14 protein-coding genes are annotated in these 14,905 nt (G+C 65.3%); 9 read left to right on the forward strand and 5 right to left on the reverse strand.

Translation table 11 applies throughout. The features are described from left to right. From acnA to B1C78_RS16445, 4 genes are all read right to left on the reverse strand, one after another. On the reverse strand, positions 1–2,074 hold a 2,074-nt coding region (gene acnA / locus B1C78_RS16430), incomplete at its 3' end, for an aconitate hydratase AcnA (protein WP_139349994.1). A 59-nt stretch (positions 2,075–2,133) separates the two neighbouring features. Further along, positions 2,134–2,757 carry a high frequency lysogenization protein HflD gene (gene hflD, locus B1C78_RS16435; protein ID WP_077280243.1) on the reverse strand — a complete coding sequence of 208 codons (624 nt, stop codon included), beginning with the start codon at positions 2,755–2,757 and terminating at the stop codon, positions 2,134–2,136. A 394-nt stretch (positions 2,758–3,151) separates the two neighbouring features. Further along, on the reverse strand, positions 3,152–4,264 hold the full coding sequence (mnmA, locus tag B1C78_RS16440) for a tRNA 2-thiouridine(34) synthase MnmA (protein ID WP_077280244.1): 1,113 nt from the start codon (positions 4,262–4,264) through the stop codon (positions 3,152–3,154). After that, the gene (locus B1C78_RS16445; RefSeq protein WP_077280245.1) at positions 4,261–4,746 is read right to left on the reverse strand and encodes an NUDIX hydrolase; all 486 of its coding nucleotides are present in this window, start codon (positions 4,744–4,746) and stop codon (positions 4,261–4,263) included. The genes mnmA and B1C78_RS16445 overlap by 4 nt, the downstream gene beginning before the upstream one ends. A gap of 132 nt (positions 4,747–4,878) precedes the next feature. On the opposite strand from B1C78_RS16445, the gene icd reads away from it, so the two are divergent. The 3 genes from icd (at position 4,879) to clpA (ending at position 8,885) form a co-directional block, all read left to right on the forward strand. Beyond that, on the forward strand, positions 4,879–6,138 hold the full coding sequence (gene icd, locus B1C78_RS16450; RefSeq protein WP_077280246.1) for an NADP-dependent isocitrate dehydrogenase: 1,260 nt from the start codon (positions 4,879–4,881) through the stop codon (positions 6,136–6,138). A 146-nt stretch (positions 6,139–6,284) separates the two neighbouring features. Beyond that, positions 6,285–6,602 (forward strand): ATP-dependent Clp protease adapter ClpS, encoded by a 318-nt coding sequence (gene clpS, locus B1C78_RS16455; protein ID WP_077280247.1) that lies wholly within the window; start codon positions 6,285–6,287, stop codon positions 6,600–6,602. 21 nt (positions 6,603–6,623) lie between these two features. Beyond that, positions 6,624–8,885 carry an ATP-dependent Clp protease ATP-binding subunit ClpA gene (clpA, locus tag B1C78_RS16460; RefSeq protein ID WP_077280248.1) on the forward strand — a complete coding sequence of 754 codons (2,262 nt, stop codon included), beginning with the start codon at positions 6,624–6,626 and terminating at the stop codon, positions 8,883–8,885. A 108-nt stretch (positions 8,886–8,993) separates the two neighbouring features. Here clpA and infA read toward each other — a convergent pair whose 3' ends face one another. Further along, on the reverse strand, positions 8,994–9,212 hold the full coding sequence (infA, locus tag B1C78_RS16465; protein WP_018231659.1) for a translation initiation factor IF-1: 219 nt from the start codon (positions 9,210–9,212) through the stop codon (positions 8,994–8,996). Positions 9,213–9,421: 209 nt separating this feature from the next. Here infA and fabD point away from each other — a divergent pair, with 209 nt between their 5' ends. The 6 genes from fabD to pabC all read left to right on the forward strand — a co-directional run. After that, positions 9,422–10,357 carry an ACP S-malonyltransferase gene (gene fabD / locus B1C78_RS16470; protein ID WP_077280249.1) on the forward strand — a complete coding sequence of 312 codons (936 nt, stop codon included), beginning with the start codon at positions 9,422–9,424 and terminating at the stop codon, positions 10,355–10,357. Positions 10,358–10,419: 62 nt separating this feature from the next. Then, positions 10,420–11,163 (forward strand): 3-oxoacyl-ACP reductase FabG, encoded by a 744-nt coding sequence (gene fabG / locus B1C78_RS16475; protein ID WP_077280250.1) that lies wholly within the window; start codon positions 10,420–10,422, stop codon positions 11,161–11,163. Positions 11,164–11,409: 246 nt separating this feature from the next. Continuing rightward, positions 11,410–11,649 (forward strand): acyl carrier protein, encoded by a 240-nt coding sequence (acpP, locus tag B1C78_RS16480; RefSeq protein WP_077280251.1) that lies wholly within the window; start codon positions 11,410–11,412, stop codon positions 11,647–11,649. A gap of 120 nt (positions 11,650–11,769) precedes the next feature. Beyond that, complete coding sequence (gene fabF, locus B1C78_RS16485; RefSeq protein ID WP_077280254.1) at positions 11,770–13,008, forward strand: beta-ketoacyl-ACP synthase II; 1,239 nt, start codon at positions 11,770–11,772, stop codon at positions 13,006–13,008. 55 nt (positions 13,009–13,063) lie between these two features. After that, positions 13,064–14,350: an aminodeoxychorismate synthase component I gene (locus tag B1C78_RS16490; protein WP_245795476.1), complete on the forward strand. Its 1,287-nt coding sequence runs from the start codon at positions 13,064–13,066 to the stop codon at positions 14,348–14,350. Then, positions 14,347–14,905: aminodeoxychorismate lyase (pabC, locus tag B1C78_RS16495; protein ID WP_077280253.1), on the forward strand; the 559-nt coding region annotated here is incomplete at its 3' end. The genes B1C78_RS16490 and pabC, both read left to right, overlap by 4 nt.

Below are 14,905 nucleotides of genomic sequence, written 5' to 3' on the forward strand. Positions count from 1 at the left end.
TGACGGCGGAACCGGCGCCGCTGATATCGGCGACCGGCGCCGGTTCCGCCGTCATCCCGTCGAAGTAGGGCGGGTTGCGCACGTAGGTGGAATCGTCCTGCCACTGGAAGCGCTGGCCCTCGGGCGCGGGGAGGTTGTTCCAGCGGGTCTCCCCCTTGAACACATCTTCGTAGGCCGCACGGAACTTCGCCGCGTCCACGTTCTGGCTGACCACCGTGCGAATCTCCTCCTGGGTGGGCCAGATGTCACGCAGATACACCGGCTTGCCGTCGCGGTCTTCGCCCAGCGGCTGGTTGTAGATGTCGATGTTCATGCGCCCGGCCAGTGCATAGGCCACCACCAGGGGCGGGGAGGCCAGGTAGTTCTGGCGGATCTCCGAGTGGATGCGACCCTCGAAGTTGCGGTTTCCGGAGAGCACAGAGGTGACGATCAGGTCGTCCTTGAGGATGGCCTCGCTGATGGGTTCGGGCAGGGGACCTGAGTTGCCGATGCAGGTGGTGCAGCCGTAACCCACCACGTGAAAGCCCAGGGCCTCGAGGTCGTTGAGCAGCCCGGAGTCGGTGAGGTAGTCCGTCACCACCCGGGATCCCGGGGCCAGTGAAGTCTTGACCCAGGGCTTGACCGACAGACCGCGCTCGCGCGCCTTGCGGGCCACCAGCCCCGCGCCGAGCATCACCGAAGGGTTCGAGGTGTTGGTGCAGGAGGTGATGGCCGCGATCACCACGGCGCCGTGATCCAGGTGAAACTCCTCGCCGTTCATCTTGACCGTGTGCCGGGGTGGCGCGGCCTCTGCCTGGTGTTCCACGCCCACGGCCGTATGGCCGCCCTCGGCCTCGAAGCGCTCCGCCTCCTCGGGCTCGGCGGGCGGGGCGTTGCGCTCGGCCAGCATGCTCTGGATGTGGTTCTCGATCACCTGTCCGGCCTCGCCCAGCCGGATGCGGTCCTGGGGCCGCTTGGGACCGGCCAGCGACGGCTCCACGGAGGACAGGTCCAGTTCGAGGACGCTGGTATAGCGGGCCTCCACGGCCCCGGCCTCCCGGAACATACCCTGGGCCCGGGCGTAGGCCTCCACCAGGGCGATCTGCTGCGGGTCCCGGCCCGAGAGCCGCAGATAGGCGAGGGTCTCGTCGTCGATGGGGAAGATGCCGCAGGTGGCGCCGTACTCGGGGGCCATGTTGGCGATGGTGGCGCGGTCCGCCAAGGGCAGATGGGCAAGGCCCTCGCCGAAGAACTCCACGAACTTGCCGACCACACCGTGCTTGCGAAGCATCTCCACGATGGTCAGCACCAGGTCCGTGGCCGTGGCCCCCTCGGCCAGATTGCCCACCAGGCGGAAACCCACTACCTGGGGAATGAGCATGGAGACGGGCTGCCCGAGCATGGCGGCCTCGGCCTCGATACCGCCCACGCCCCAGCCCAGCACGCCCAGGCCGTTGATCATGGTGGTGTGGGAGTCGGTACCCACCAGCGTATCCGGGTAGGCCATCACGGTGCCGTCGGATTGCTCCTGAGCGAACACCGTGCGGGCCAGGTACTCCAGGTTGACCTGGTGCACGATGCCGGTGTCGGGCGGGACCACGGCAAAGTTGGAGAACGCCTGCTGGCCCCACTTCAGAAAGCTGTAGCGCTCCCGGTTGCGGGAATATTCCAGTTCGGCGTTCAGGTTGATGGCATCGGCCGTGCCGAAGCTGTCCACCTGGACCGAGTGGTCAATGACCAGCTCCGCAGGCTGCAATGGGTTGATACGCGCCGGGTCACCGCCCAGGCGCTCCATGGCATCGCGCATGGCCGCCAGGTCCACCACGGCCGGCACGCCGGTGAAATCCTGCAGCAGCACGCGCGCCGGACGGTAGGCGATCTCCTTTGAAGGCTCAGCGGACGGATCCCAGTCCAGCAGGGACTGGATGTCCTCCCGGCTGACAGTCTTGCCGTCCTCGTAGCGCAGCAGGTTCTCCAGCAGAATCTTGAGCGAAAAGGGCAGCGTCTCGGCGCCCGACAGGTCGCGCAGGCGGTGGATGGTGTAGGTCTTGCCCTCGACATCGAGATCGGTGCGGGTCTTGAAGCTGTCAGTCATGGAGGTGTCCCCGTGGTCCGAGCATGCATGCATGAATGAGTGATTGGGAATCGGCCCGATCAATGTGCCAGTATGGCGCGCGCCTCGCGCAACAGGCTGCCCCGGAAGAACAGCAGCCGCCAGCGGGAACCGCCCGCCTGGCGCCACAGCACCGCGGCGCGGATACCCGACAGCAGCAGGGTGCGGATCCGTGAGGCGTTGTCCTCGTTGGACAGGTGGGCCTGCTCGCCCTGGACCATGATGCGGGGGCCCAGTTCGCTGATGGTGTCCTGGTAGGTCTGGGCCAGGGCGGAAATGACGCTCGGGTGCGTCATGTCGTCGAAGTAGTCGCGCTGGCGCTCGGCGGCCTGGATGCCCTCGCGCACCCTGTTGACCATCTCCGGTTGTTTCATGAGCTTGCGCTCCAGGAACAGCAGGCCCACGGCGTAGCGGGTGAGTTCCATGTCGCCGCCCCGGCCGCCGGCCTCGAGCTGGTTGGCCAGCGCCTGCAAGCCCCTGCGCAGGCGATGCACGTTGCCATAGATGCCGTCGATGTCCGCCGCCTCGAAGCTGAACAGGCTACCCACCATGGTGCGGAAATCATCCGCATCACAGCGCCCGTTCCAGGCCACGTCCTTGACCAGCGAAGCCGCCTGGAACAGTGCAGCGAGGGCGATCACACGATTGCGCTGGTTCGGTTCCAAGGGCGGCCGGGCCTTGTTTTCGGGTCGAACGTGGTTGCGGGTTGGCGGCGCCGGACGCGTCCGGCAAATATCTTATCAATATAACGCGAATCGTCGCCGCCTTGAATGGCGGGGTGGCTGATCGTAACGGGTTTTTTTGACCACGAGGGTCATGAAGGAAAAAATTTCTCTCGCAAAGACGCTAAGCTCGCCAAGAAAACCCGTTTATGACGACAGAACTGGGTGAACGACCTCACAACCAGCGAGGGGATGGCCCGCCCGGATTATCGGGCTTCGCCGAACTCACCTCGACCCGCAGCAACCCATCAAAGTCCTTGGAATTTCTTGGCGTGCTTTGCGTCTTCGCGAGAGAACATGTCTTTTCTCTTGTGTTTTCCGATGAGAGCCCGGGCATTCAACCCGCCGTGGACCGGTTGAAGCGATCGGTGATGATACCGCCGCCGAGGCACTGGTCGCCCAGGTAGAAGACCACCGACTGCCCGGGGGTGATGGCGCGCTGGGGGGTATGGAATCTCACCTCGGCAGTGCCGTCGCCGGGGAGCGTGAGCCGGCAGTCCTGGCGGGCCTGCCGGTGCCGGATTCGGGCCTGGCATTGGAGACCGGATGTTGGCGGGACACCGCTCACCCAGTGCAGGTCGTTGGCGCGCAGGACCGGGTGAAAGAGAAGGGGATGGTCGTGCCCCTGGGCCACGATCAGGCGGTTGGCCCCCATGTCCTTGTCCACCACGTACCAGGGGGCGTCGTGACCGTCCCGCACGCCGCCGATGCCGAGCCCCTGACGCTGCCCGAGGGTGTAATACATGAGTCCCTGGTGCTCGCCCAGCACATGACCTTCAGGATCCGTGATCTCACCCGGCCGGGCCGGCAGGTAGCGCTTGAGGAAATCCCGGAATCGCCGCTCGCCGATGAAACAGATCCCGGTACTGTCCTTCTTGTCGTGAACCGGGAGTCCGTGCTCGCGGGCAATCTCTCGGACGTGCTCCTTTTGCATCTCCCCCAACGGGAACAGGCTGCGCGACAACTGCGCCTGGCCCAGGGTGTAGAGGAAATAGGTCTGGTCCTTGCCGGCGTCCAGGCCGGTCAGCAGGGTGAACCGTTCGCCGTCGCGCCCGATGCGCGCATAGTGACCCGTGGCGATGCGGGCCGCGCCCAGCTCCCGGGCGTAGTCGAGGAATGCCCGGAACTTGATTTCCCTGTTGCAGAGGATGTCCGGATTGGGGGTGCGGCCGGCCTGGTATTCGTCTAGGAAGTGGCGGAACACCCGGTCCCAGTAATGGTGCGCGAAGTTGACCTTGTGCAGCGTGATACCGAGCAGGTCACACACGGCCTGCGCATCGGCGAGGTCTTCGGCGGCCGCGCAGTAACCGGGCTCGTCGTCATCCTCCCAGTTCTTCATGAACAGGCCTTCCACCCGGACACCCTGTTCCAGCAGGCGCAGGGCCGCCACCGAGGAGTCCACACCCCCGGACATGCCGACGATGACGCGTTCGGAGTGTGGATCGGTCATGGTCCGGTCTCGTCGAGCAGAACTTCCAGGGGATAGCGGTTGCCCGCCAGGTAATCCTCCACACAGCGCATCACCAGCGGACTGCGCCACTGGGCCCGGCGCGCCAGCAGGGCATCCCGGTCGAGCCACAGGACGCGGCGTATCTCGGGATCCAGGATTCGGGTGTCGTCATGATCGGCCACCTTGCCGCAGAAGGCGAAACGCAGGAAGGTTTCACCGCTTGTCCCCTGACGCCATCGATAGATGCCCACCAGGGCCTCGGCGGTAAAACGCCATGCGGTCTCTTCCAGGGTCTCGCGCACCACTGCGTCGAGCACGGATTCCCGGTCCTCCAGGTGGCCGGCGGGCTGATTGATTCGTGTCTCACCCGCCACCGATTCCTCCACGAACAGGAATCGTCCCTCGCGTTCGACCACGGCGGCCACCGTGACCCGCGGTGTCCAGGGGCGGTCGGAGTTGAGGCTCGTATCAGAGGGCGGCATGGTTGGCGGCGCGTGAATTCAGGACATGTGACAGCCGCACCGCACACGGTTCGGCGAAGGAGGACCCAGGGAGTGTATACTGAAGGACATTCCCAGACCTCGAACCCAGACCTCGAACCCAGGGAGTCTCCCATGGCCTACCAGCATATCAAGATCCCGGAAAATGGCACCAAGATCACCGCGAATGATGATAATTCCCTGAACATCCCCGACAACCCCGTCATCCCCTACATCGAGGGAGACGGCATCGGCGTGGACATCACTCCGGTGATGAAGACGGTGGTCGACGCCGCTGTCGAGAAGGCCTACGGGGGCAAGCGGGCCATCGCCTGGATGGAAATCTATGCAGGCGAGAAGGCCACCCAGGTGTACGACAAGGACACCTGGATGCCTGCCGAGACGCTGGATGTGGTGCGCGATTACCTGATTTCCATCAAGGGACCCCTGACCACTCCCGTGGGCGGCGGCATCCGTTCCCTCAACGTGGCCCTGCGCCAGGAACTGGATCTCTACGTCTGCCTGCGCCCGGTGCGCTATTTTGCGGGCACACCCAGCCCGGTGCGTGAACCCGAAAAGACTGACATGGTGATCTTTCGCGAGAACTCGGAGGACATCTACGCCGGCATCGAGTGGGAGTCCGGCAGCGCCGAGGCCCGCAAGGTGATCGATTTCCTGGTCAAGGAGATGGGTGTACAGAAGATCCGCTTTCCCGAAACCAGCGGCATCGGCGTCAAACCGGTTTCCCGGGACGGCACCCGCCGCCTGGTGCGCAAGGCCATTCAGTACGCCATCGACAACGACCGCGACTCGGTGACGCTGGTACACAAGGGCAACATCATGAAATTCACGGAGGGCGCCTTCAAGAGCTGGGGGTACGAACTGGCCAGGGAGGAGTTCGGGGCGCAGGAGATAGACGGCGGTCCATGGTGCAGCTTCAAGAACCCGAACACCGGCACCGAGATCGTGATCAAGGACGTGATCGCCGATGCCTTCCTGCAGCAGATCCTGCTGCGTCCGGCGGAGTACAGCGTCATCGCCACCCTCAACCTCAACGGCGACTATATCTCCGACGCCCTGGCCGCCCAGGTGGGCGGCATCGGCATCGCGCCGGGGGCCAACCTCTCGGACACCGTGGCCATGTTCGAGGCCACCCACGGCACGGCGCCCAAGTACGCCGGCCAGGACAAGGTCAATCCCGGCTCGCTCATTCTCTCGGCGGAGATGATGCTGCGCCACATGGGCTGGACCGAGGCGGCGGATCGGGTCATCAAGGGGCTCGAGGGGGCCATCAGTTCGGGCAGGGTCACCTATGATTTCGCCCGGCTCAAGGAAGGGGCGACGGAACTCTCCTGTTCCGAATTCGGCCAGAATATAATTGATCACATGGCCTGAGCTGCGCGTCTCAAATCCATCATATCGCCGGGGATTTCAGTCGCGGAGGCTGGGCTATAATCGGGGCGTCTGGCCGGTGAATCGTTGCGGCCTGCCCCCGGGGCACGAACCGTTGAACCACTGACAGCAGACACCACTCTTAAGCCATGGGAGACGAAAGGAAACAACCCGATCAGGGTCTGGCACTCGAGGAAGCCAGGCCGAAGATCAAGCCGCCACCGCAATACCAGGTCGTGTTGCTCAATGACGACTACACACCCATGGAGTTCGTGGTGGAGGTGCTCGAGGGATTCTTCGGAATGGACAGGGAAAAGGCCACGCGCATCATGTTGCATGTGCACACGCGGGGCAAGGGCGTGTGCGGCATCTATCCGCGGGATATCGCCGAGACAAAGGTTGCACAGGTCAATGACTACTCCCGCCAGCACAAGCACCCGCTCCTGTGCGCGATGGAGCAGGCGTAACGACCCTGACGGGGTGACACCATGTTGAACAAAGAGCTTGAATTCTCCCTGAACACGGCCTTCAAGGCCGCGCGCGAGAAGCGCCACGAGTTCATGACCGTGGAGCATCTGCTGCTTGCGCTGACGGAGAATCCCACGGCGGCCGGCGTGATGCGCGCCTGCGGCGTCAACCTGGACAAGCTGCGCGTGGAACTCGCCCAGTTCGTGGACACCAACACGCCCCGCCTGCCGCCCAAGGATCCCCGCGACACGCAGCCCACGCTGGGTTTCCAGCGCGTGCTGCAGCGCGCCGTGTTCCACGTGCAGTCCTCCGGGCGCAAGGAAGTCACCGGCGCCAATGTCCTGGTGGCCATCTTCGGTGAACAGGAATCCCACGCCGTGTACCTGCTGGCGCAGCACGACGTCGCACGGCTGGACGTGGTCAATTACATCTCCCACGGCATCTCCAAGGTGCCCGACGAGCATCACGAGGAGGATCCGTCCACCCACCCCGACGCGGCCCAGGAGGGCGAGGAGGGCCAGCGCACGAACCCGCTGGAGGCCTATGCCACCAACCTCAATGAGCAGGCCCGCCAGGGCAAGATCGACCCGCTGATCGGGCGTGCCCACGAGGTGGAGCGCACCGTGCAGATCCTGTGCCGCCGGCGCAAGAACAACCCCCTGTACGTGGGCGAGGCGGGCGTGGGCAAGACCGCCATCGCCGAGGGGCTGGCGAAGAAGATCGTGGACGAAGAGGTGCCCGAGGTGCTGCGCGAGGCGGTGATCTATTCTCTGGACCTGGGGGCGCTGGTGGCAGGCACCAAGTACCGGGGCGATTTCGAGAAGCGCCTCAAGGGCGTGCTCTCCCAGCTCAAGCGCCGCAGGGGCTCGGTGCTGTTCATCGACGAGATCCACACCATCATCGGTGCCGGAGCGGCCTCGGGCGGCGTCATGGACGCCTCCAACCTGATCAAGCCCATGCTGGCTTCGGGCGACCTCAAGTGCATCGGTTCCACCACCTACCAGGAGTACCGCGGGATCTTCGAGAAGGACCGGGCGCTGGCGCGGCGCTTCCAGAAGATCGACGTGAACGAGCCGACCGTGGACGAGACCGTGGAGATCCTCAAGGGGCTCAAATCCCGCTTCGAATCCCACCACGACGTGCGCTACACCCAGAAGGCGCTGAAGGCCGCGGCGGAACTCTCCAGCCGCTACATCACGGACCGGCATCTGCCGGACAAGGCCATTGACGTGATCGACGAGGCGGGCGCCAATCGTCGACTGCAGCCGGCTGGTAGCCGCAAGAAGACCATCTCGGTGCAGGACGTGGAGGCCATCGTGGCCAAGATCGCGCGCATCCCGCCGAAGAGTGTCTCGGCGTCCGACATGCAGACCCTGAAGCACCTGGAGCGCAACCTGAACATGGTGGTGTTCGGACAGGACGAGGCCATCTCGACGCTGGCCTCGGCCATCAAGATGGCCCGCTCGGGGCTCGGTGACGGCCAGAAGCCCATCGGTTCCTTCCTGTTCTCCGGTCCCACCGGTGTGGGCAAGACCGAGGTGACCCGGCAACTCGCGGATATCCTGGGCATCGAACTGGTGCGCTTCGACATGTCCGAGTACATGGAGCGCCACACGGTGTCGCGGCTGATCGGCGCACCCCCGGGCTATGTAGGCTACGACGAGGGCGGCCTGCTCACCGACGCCATCCTGAAGCATCCTCACGCGGTACTGCTGCTGGACGAAATCGAGAAGGCCCACCCGGACGTCTTCAACCTGCTGTTGCAGGTGATGGATCACGGCACGCTCACCGACACCAACGGCCGCAAGGTGGATTTCCGCAACGTGATCCTGGTGATGACCAGCAACGTGGGCGCCGAGCTGTCGGCGCGTGCCACCATGGGCTTCACCCAGCAGGATCATTCCACGGATGCCATGGAAGTACTCAAGCGCACGTTTACCCCGGAGTTCCGCAACCGGCTGGACGGCATCATCCAGTTCCGTGCCCTGTCGGCGGAGACCATCGCGAGCGTCGTGGACAAGTTCCTTATCCAGCTCCAGGCCCAGCTGGACGAGAAGAAGGTGGTGCTGGACGTGGACGAGGAGGCACGGCTGTGGCTGGCCGAGCACGGCTACGACCCGCGCATGGGCGCCCGGCCCATGGCGCGCGTCATTCAGGAACACATCAAGAAGCCGCTGGCCGAGGAGATCCTGTTCGGCCGCCTGACCGCCGGCGGCACGGTGCACGTCACCGTCCGGGACGGCTCACTGGTCCTGGATTACCAGGAAGAGGCGGTGCATTGAGGTTTTCGCGAAGGACCCAAAGGGGTTTGTTGCCTGATCTCCCTCGCGACCTTCGCGCATCCCTTCGCGCCCTTCGCGGTTGGCTTCTCCGCCAGGCGCAGGGAGCAATTACTTGTTGCGGTAGGTGATACGGCCCTTGGTGAGGTCGTAGGGGGTCATCTGCACCGTCACGCGGTCGCCGGTGAGGATCCGGATGTAGTGCTTGCGCATGCGTCCGGAGATGTGGGCCGTCACGATGTGGCCGTTGTCCAGTTGCACCCGGAACATGGTGTTGGGCAGGGTGTCGAGCACCGTGCCTTCCATTTCGATGTGGTCTTCTTTGGCCATAGAGCCCGGTTGGTCAGGTCGCGTCAAGCCGCCCATTATCAACAACCGCAACCATAAAACAAGGGTCGATCGACGCCATTTGCCGGGGCGTCGACAGTTTCACTAAACTACGCGGCCTGCGCGCCCGCATATCGACCCATGATCGATGATCGGATCCGGCACTCGGATCGCCGCGTCCCCAACTGTCACCAGAGAGGCCCACAACCGTCATGAGCCTAGCCTGTGTCTTTCCCGGTCAGGGCTCCCAGTCCATCGGCATGCTGCGCGCTCTGGGCGACGCGTATCCCGAGGTCAGGGAGACCTTTGAGGAAGCCTCCGATGCCCTCGGATTCGACCTGTGGGCCCTGGCACAGGACGGCCCGGAAGAGGATCTCAACCGCACCGAGAATACCCAGCCGGCGATGCTCGCGGCGGGGGTTGCCGTCTGGCGTGTGTGGCAGGGCGCCGGCGGCACACAACCGGCGGTGATGGCGGGACACAGCCTGGGTGAATACACGGCGCTCGTCTGTGCCGGGGCGCTGGCCTACGCAGATGCGGTCCGCCTGGTCGCGGAACGGGGCCGGCTGATGCAGGGTGCGGTGGCGCCCGGCGAGGGCGCCATGGCGGCCATCCTCGGGCTGGACGACGCACAGGTACAGGACGTGTGCGCGCGGGCCGCCGAGGGCGGCGTGGTGGAAGCGGTCAATTTCAATTCGCCGGGACAGGTGGTCATCGCCGGCGACACCGCAGCCGTGGACCGGGCAGTGGCGCTGGCATCGCAAACGGGCGCCCGGCGCAGCGTGAAGCTGCCGGTGAGCGTGCCGTCCCATTGCCGCCTGATGGCGCCCGCGGCGGAGCAACTGGCCCGGCACCTGGCCGACGTGGCCGTCTCGCTGCCTGGGGTGCCGGTGATCCACAACGTTGATGCCGCCACGCGTGACACCCCCGACGGCATCCGCAGCGCGCTGGCGGACCAGTTGCAACGGCCGGTGCGCTGGGTGGACAGTGTGCGCCGCATGGCGGCCGATGGCGTGTCGGTGGTGGCGGAACTGGGCCCCGGCAAGGTGCTGACGGGGCTCAACAAACGCATCGAAAAGGGTCTGGACGTCATCTGTGTCCAGGACCCTGACAGTCTGCAGCAGGCGCTCGAACGGGCGGGCGCCTGATCGCTTCACACGGGGAACGCTCATCCCCCCGGTTGTTCCGAATCCTGAGGAGAAGCACGATCATGAACCTGGAGAACGAGATCGCATTGGTGACGGGCGCGAGCCGCGGCATCGGCAAGGCCATCGCCCTGGCACTGGCGGGGCAGGGGGCGACGGTCGTGGGGACCGCCACCAGCGAGTCGGGCGCCGAATCCATCACCGCCTACCTGCGCGATGCAGGCCACAAGGGGCGCGGCATGGCCCTGGACGTGACCCAGGCCGAGGCAGTTGAATCGCTCATCAAACAGACCACCGACGATCTCGGCAGCATCTCGATCCTGGTCAACAACGCGGGCATCACCCGGGACAACCTGATGATGCGCATGAAGGACGAGGAATGGGACGCCATCATCCAGACCAACCTGACCGCCGTGTGGCGTGTCACCCGGGGCGTTTTGCGCGGCATGATGAAGGCGCGCAAGGGGCGCATCATCAACGTGGGTTCCGTGGTGGGCGCCACGGGCAATGCTGGGCAGACCAATTACGCGGCGGCCAAGGCGGGGATCGTCGGCATGGGCAAGTCCCTGGCCCGGGAGGTGGGTTCGCGAGGGATCACGGTCAACACCGTGGCGCCCGGCTTCATTGACACCGACATGACCCGCGGCCTGCCCGATGCGCAGCGCGACGCCCTGCTTGGCCAGATCCCCCTGGGCCGACTGGGCCGGCCGGAAGAGATCGCCTCCGTGGTGGCCTTCCTGGCCTCGCCGGCCGCGGCCTACGTCACGGGCGAGACCCTGCACGTCAACGGCGGCATGTACATGGTCTGATGAAGATTTTGTAACAAACTATTTCCAAAGGCTTTTTCGAACCCGCAGCACGCGCGGAAAGAGTGCACGAAATCGGATTCCGAAGGTTTACACGGGGCAGGACACACGCCATACTCGCGCCCCTCGACGAATTTCCGTGCCGCGCCGGCGTGATCCGTATCACATCAAGTGGAACGGCCTGAGGGATTTCACTAAAATAGCGGCCCGGCTACGGCTGCTTTTCCAATCTATGGGGATACTCTGACCATGAGCAACATCGAAGAACGCGTCAAGAAAATCGTTGTGGAACAGCTGGGCGTGAAGGAAGAGGAAGTCAAGGCGGAATCCTCCTTCGTTGACGATCTGGGCGCGGACTCCCTTGACACCGTGGAACTCGTGATGGCCCTCGAGGAGGAATTCGAAACGGAGATTCCCGACGAGGAGGCGGAAAAGATCACCACCGTGCAGCAGGCGATTGACTACATCAACGCCCACCTGCAGGGTTGATGCAGGCCGGACCACGGCCCACGATCCAAGGTCTTAACCCGTGGCCGCGAGCGGAAGCCTCTGTTCGCGGCCACGGGTGTTTTGATCCGGCTGGAAATCCAATATTCCGAGGACAAGAGCTTGTCTAAACGGCGTGTTGTCATCACCGGGCTGGGGATCGTCTCCCCGGTCGGCTCCACCATCCCGTCCGCGTGGGAAAACATCACCGCGGGGCGCAGCGGCATTTCCCCCATCGAGGTCTTCGACGCCTCCGAGATGCCGGTGCGGATCTCGGGTGCCGTGCGCGATTTCAATGCGGACGATTACATCGCGCCCAAGGAACAGAAGAAGATGGACACCTTCGTCCATTACGGCATCGCGGCCGGCCTGCAGGCGATCCGCGACGCCGGGCTTGAGGTCACGGAGGCCAATGCCGAGCGTATCGGCGTGGCCATCGGCTCGGGGATCGGCGGCCTGCCCTACATCGAGAAGAGCTACGGCGCCTACCTCAAGGGCGGCGCCCGCAAGATCTCCCCGTTCTTCGTGCCCAGCGCCATCATCAACATGGTGGCGGGCAATCTCTCCATCATGTGCGGCCTGAAGGGGCCCAATATCTCCATCGTTTCCGCCTGCGCCACCGGCACCCATAACATCGGTGATGCGGCGCGCATGATCATGTACGGCGACGTGGACGTGATGGTTGCCGGCGGGGCGGAGATGGCGACGACACCCCTGGGCATCGGCGGATTCGCGGCCGCACGGGCGCTGTCCACCCGCAACGACGACCCGGAGAAGGCCAGCCGCCCCTGGGACAAGGACCGCGACGGATTCGTGCTGGGCGACGGTGCCGGCGTGCTGGTGCTGGAGGACTACGAACACGCCCGGGCCCGCGGCGCCGAGATCTATTGCGAGCTGGCCGGCTTCGGCTGGAACAGCGATGCCTACCACATGACGCAGCCCTCCGAGGGGGGTGAAGGTGCCGCCAACTGCATGCTGATGGCGCTGCGCGACGCCGGTCTCAACCCGAACGACGTGGACTATATCAATGCCCACGGCACCTCCACGCCCGCCGGGGACGTGGCGGAAACGCTGGCCGCCAAGCGGGCGCTGGGGGATCACGCCTACAAGGTGGCGATCAGCTCCACAAAGTCCATGACCGGCCACCTGCTGGGGGCCGCCGGCGGTGTCGAGGCCGTGTTCCTCGCCCTTGCGGTCAAGCACGGCATTCTGCCGCCCACCATCAATCTCGACAACCCCGACCCGGAGTGCGATCTGGACTACGTGCCCAACACCGCCCGCGAGATGAGCATCGGGGTAGGGCTGTCCAATTCCTTCGGATTCGGTGGCACCAACGGCACCCTCGTCTTCCGGGCGCTCTGACACCGGACGGGCAGGGGCACGAAACGGCCCCTGCCTTGAATCGGTCGCAGACCTTCTGGCGCTGCACAGGCGCTGGCCCGAGCGTTACCCCCATTTGCTGGAGAGCGCCCTGCGGGGGACACCGCAGGCCCGCTACAGCATTCTCTTCGCGTTCCCGGGGGAGTCGCTGAGTCTGGACACACCGGGCGAGGGCGACGATTTCCTGCGTCAACTGGACGACCGCTGGGCGCGCGAATGCGCGCCTCTCCCGTCCAACGACCTGCCGTTCCGCGGCGGATGGTTTCTGTTCCTCGGTTACGAGCTGGCCGCCCAGGTGGAGCCGGTGCTGAGCCTGCCCCGGGACCCTTGCGGGCTGCCCGCGGCGTTCGCGCAGCGCTTCCCCTGCGCCGTGGTGGTGGACCATCTGCAGGGGTGCACGCACCTGGTGGCGGAGCCCGACCGGGAGACTGAACTGGCGCAGATGCGCGCCGACCTCGAGGAGACGGCGCAGATCAATCCGGCGCCGGCGCCTGTGCGTCTCGTTTCCCTGGAGGAGGATCCGCCGCAGCGTTATCGTGAGGGTGTGCAGCGGGTGCTGCGTTACATTCGCGATGGAGACGTGTTCCAGGTGAACCTCTCGCGCGCGTGGCGCGGGCAGCTGGCCACGGATCTGCCCGCCGCGGACCTCTACGAACGCCTGCGTGCCTGCAACCCGGCGCCGTTCGCGGCCCTGGCCACGTTGCCCGCGGGCCATATCGTGAGTTCCTCGCCCGAGCGGCTGGTGCGTGTCCGGGGCACGCGGGTGGACACGCGCCCCATCGCCGGCACACGACCGCGCGGCGCCCCCGGCGATGCGGATCGGGCGTTTGCCACCCAGTTGCTGGCCCACCCCAAGGAGCGGGCCGAGCACATCATGCTGCTCGATCTGGAACGCAACGACCTGGGACGCCTTTGCGTACCCGGAAGCATCCGGGTGGACGAACTCATGACACTGGAAAGCTATCCCACGGTGCACCACATCGTGTCGAACGTGACCGGCACGCTGCGCGCCGATGTCACCCCCGGAGAGGTGATCCGCGCCGTGTTTCCCGGCGGCACCATCACCGGTTGTCCGAAGGTGCGCTGCATGGAGATCATCGCGGAACTGGAAGGCGAGGGCAGAGGCGCCTACACGGGCTCGCTCGGTTATCTGAACCGTGACGGGGACATGGACCTGAATATCCTCATCCGTACCCTGGTGCAACGGGGCAGGGAGATTCACTTTCGCACCGGCGCGGGCATCGTCGCCGACTCCGACCCGCAACGGGAACTGGAGGAAACCCGTCACAAGGCCGAAGGGCTCCGGCGGGCGCTGCTGTCATGATCCTGGTCAACGGACAGCCCGGCGAACAGCTGCCGGTCACCGATCGCGGACTGGCCTATGGTGACGGCCTGTTCGAAACCCTCGCCGTGCGAAACGGCCGGCCGCAGCACTGGGAGCGCCACATGGCCCGCATGGCGGAGGGCTGCGCGCGCCTTGTCCTGCCCATGCCCGACCCGGCAGTGTGGCGTGCCGAGGCGCAGACCGTGCTGTCCTTTGGCCAAAGCGGGGCACTGAAGCTGATACTGACCCGTGGCACGGGACCCCGGGGCTACCGCCCGCCGCGCGACCCGTCTCCCACGCGCATCGTCATGGGGCTGGATGCCGCCGCCACCCCGGGCCCGGAGACCCTGAAGGTCCGGTTTTGCCGGACGCGCCTGTCGCGCAACCCACTGCTGGCAGGTATCAAGCACCTGAACCGGCTGGAACAGGTGCTGGCACGCGGTGAATGGCAGGATGAATGCCAGGAAGGCATCATGCTGGATACCGAAGGCCATGTGGTGGAAGGCACCATGAGCAACCTGTTTCTCGTCCGCGAGGAGGCCCTGCACACGCCGC

Origin of the sequence: Thioalkalivibrio denitrificans, from assembly GCF_002000365.1 — a bacterium.
GTDB lineage: Bacteria > Pseudomonadota > Gammaproteobacteria > Ectothiorhodospirales > Ectothiorhodospiraceae > Thioalkalivibrio_A > Thioalkalivibrio_A denitrificans.

Bases quoted from the DNA above. Each gene is read 5' to 3' on its own strand.
- mnmA (WP_077280244.1), bottom strand. From the start codon at position 4,264: ATGACCGATCCACACTCCGAACGCGTCATCGTCGGCATGTCCGGGGGT.
- B1C78_RS16445 (WP_077280245.1), bottom strand. From the start codon at position 4,746: ATGCCGCCCTCTGATACGAGCCTCAACTCCGACCGCCCCTGGACACCG.
- icd (WP_077280246.1), top strand. From the start codon at position 4,879: ATGGCCTACCAGCATATCAAGATCCCGGAAAATGGCACCAAGATCACC.
- clpS (WP_077280247.1), top strand. From the start codon at position 6,285: ATGGGAGACGAAAGGAAACAACCCGATCAGGGTCTGGCACTCGAGGAA.
- clpA (WP_077280248.1), top strand. From the start codon at position 6,624: ATGTTGAACAAAGAGCTTGAATTCTCCCTGAACACGGCCTTCAAGGCC.
- infA (WP_018231659.1), bottom strand. From the start codon at position 9,212: ATGGCCAAAGAAGACCACATCGAAATGGAAGGCACGGTGCTCGACACC.
- fabD (WP_077280249.1), top strand. From the start codon at position 9,422: ATGAGCCTAGCCTGTGTCTTTCCCGGTCAGGGCTCCCAGTCCATCGGC.
- fabG (WP_077280250.1), top strand. From the start codon at position 10,420: ATGAACCTGGAGAACGAGATCGCATTGGTGACGGGCGCGAGCCGCGGC.
- acpP (WP_077280251.1), top strand. From the start codon at position 11,410: ATGAGCAACATCGAAGAACGCGTCAAGAAAATCGTTGTGGAACAGCTG.